Annotated in this window: 1 protein-coding gene (running past one end of the window); it reads right to left on the reverse strand. The window is 37.1% G+C overall.

Going from position 1 to position 2,500, the window contains the following annotated elements; all coding sequences use genetic code 11:
* Positions 1–317: 317 nt before the first annotated feature.
* A protein-coding gene (locus tag A5819_RS05910; protein WP_086277581.1) for an ATP-dependent Clp protease ATP-binding subunit crosses the window boundary here: on the reverse strand, positions 318–2,500 show its 3' portion. Its footprint extends 307 nt past the window's final position; only the last 2,183 of its 2,490 coding nucleotides appear in the window; its start codon lies beyond the right edge, outside the window — the gene reads right to left on this strand; its stop codon occupies positions 318–320.

The following is a 2,500-nucleotide window of genomic DNA, read 5'->3' on the forward strand; positions in this document are numbered from 1 at the left end:
AAAATTTGAATGTGACGTTCTTAGTCACAGGCTAATTTTATCTTTTTTCCGAGATGCTGGTTCATGAAGCTAGATATCTTAAAAGCTGAACAGACTCATCCAATCCTTTACAAATTCATCTAACAACAATACTTTTATCTTTTTACATAGTCTTCTTACAACTGTTTTATAGTAGCACAGGTTCACAAACTTTCCAATAGGCTCTCTTTATTTTAACGATCATTTTTCACAAAATAAAGAGTATTATTTATGTCTATTTAAGAAAAAAAGCTGTACAAAACAGATTCGTTTTGCACAGCGAATTATTGATTTTAAATTTAAATTGTTTGTAACACCTGTTCAAGTTTAGGCGATTTAACGTTTAATGTTATTTTTCCTTTACTTGCTCCAATCGTCACTTTATCCCCAAGATGGATTTGACCTGAAAGTAATGCTTCGCTTAAACGGTCTTCTACTTCTTTTTGCAAAGCTCTACGAATTGGGCGTGCGCCGTATTCCGGGTCGAAGCCAACTTTTCCAATCACTTCAATCGCAGCTGCTGTGATTTTCACATTAACATCTTGTTCCCGTAAGCGTTGAACAATTGATTTACTCATGATTTTCACGATTTCGTGAATTTCTTCCTGATCTAATGAACGGAAGACAACTGTTTCATCTACACGATTCAAAAATTCTGGACGAAAGGCTTTTTTCAGTTCTTCCATGATCCGTTTTTGCATTGCACCGTAATCTTTCGTTAGATCCTGAACATTGAAACCAACATTTTTTTCATCACGAATCGCCGTTGCGCCAATGTTTGATGTCATAATCAAAATTGTATTTCTAAAGTCTACTTTTCGTCCTTTAGAATCTGTTAAGTGACCATCGTCTAACACTTGTAACAAGATATTGAAGACATCAGGATGCGCTTTTTCTACCTCATCCAGTAAAATAACAGAATACGGTTTTTGGCGAATTTTTTCAGTTAATTGGCCGCCTTCTTCATATCCCACATAACCTGGAGGAGAACCAATCAAACGACTGGTGCTATATTTTTCCATAAACTCAGACATATCTACCCGAACAAGGGCATCTTCGCTACCAAACATTGTTTCAGCTAAAGCTTTTGCTAATTCCGTTTTCCCTACACCTGTTGGGCCTAAAAACATAAACGAACCAATTGGTCGGTTTGGATCTTTCAAACCACTACGAGCTCTACGAATCGCACGCGACACAGCTTGAACTGCTTCTTCCTGACCAACTACTCGATGATGTAAAATACTTTCCAATTCAAGCAGTCGTTCACTTTCCTTTTTCTCTAATTGCTGTAAAGGCACGCCTGTCCATTGTGATACCACATTAGCAACATCTTCTTCTGTTACCCGATTAGCATAACCAGACGCTTCTTTTTGTTCTAATAATAAAATATTCTCTAATTTACGTGCCAATTTTTTCTCTTTTTGACGTAACCTAGCAGCACTTTCAAATGACTGAGCTTGAATTGCTGATTCTTTTTCTTCAACTAAACGAACAATTTCCAAGCGCAAATTATTGATTTCAGAAGGTTCATCGGCTAAATCCAAACGAACTTTTGCTGAAGACTCATCCATCAAATCAATTGCTTTGTCTGGTAACTGACGAGAATTGATATAGCGTACAGATAATTGAACCGCTGCATGTAGTGCATCATCTGTAATCTCCACACCATGATGTTCTTCATAACGAGAACGTAAACCTTTTAGAATCTCTTCTGCTTCCTCTGGTGTTGGTTCATCAACTTGCACACGGGCAAAACGTCGTTCTAAAGCAGAATCTTTTTCGATATACTTTTGATATTCATCTAATGTTGTTGCACCGATTGTTTGCAATTCACCTCTTGCAAGTGCTGGTTTTAATATATTTGATGCATCGATTGCGCCTTCAGCACCACCTGCACCAATCAAAGTGTGCAATTCATCAATAAATAAAATGACTTCGCCATCTTGATAAATCTCATCGATCACCTTTTTGAGCCGATCTTCAAACTCTCCACGATACTTAGTACCTGCTACTAAAGCGCCCATATCTAACATCATCAAGCGTTTTTCTTGCATATCTTCTGGCACTTCACCATTGACGATTTTTTGAGCTAACCCTTCAGCAATCGCTGTTTTACCAACGCCAGGTTCTCCAACTAAAACAGGGTTATTTTTTGTACGACGGCTTAAAATTTGAATCAAACGTCTAACTTCTTGTGAACGTCCAACTACTGGATCAAGATTTTTTTCACGAGCTAATTTTGTTAAATCACGTGCTAAAGAATCTAATGTTGGCGTTCCTTTTGGTGCTGCTTTTTGAGCTTGATTATTTCTTCGACGTCCTACATTACCACTCATTTGTGGATCTGTTATACCAATTTTTTTCATTAAAAGCTGGCGCATTTTGGATAAACTTAAGCCCAGATTCAATAAAATACGTGATGCTAGTATATCTTCATCTCTTAATAACCCTAATAAAATATGTTCTGTACCAATATTTGGTG

Origin of the sequence: Enterococcus sp. 7E2_DIV0204 (genome assembly GCF_002140855.1) — a bacterium.
Classification (GTDB): domain Bacteria; phylum Bacillota; class Bacilli; order Lactobacillales; family Enterococcaceae; genus Enterococcus_L; species Enterococcus_L lemimoniae.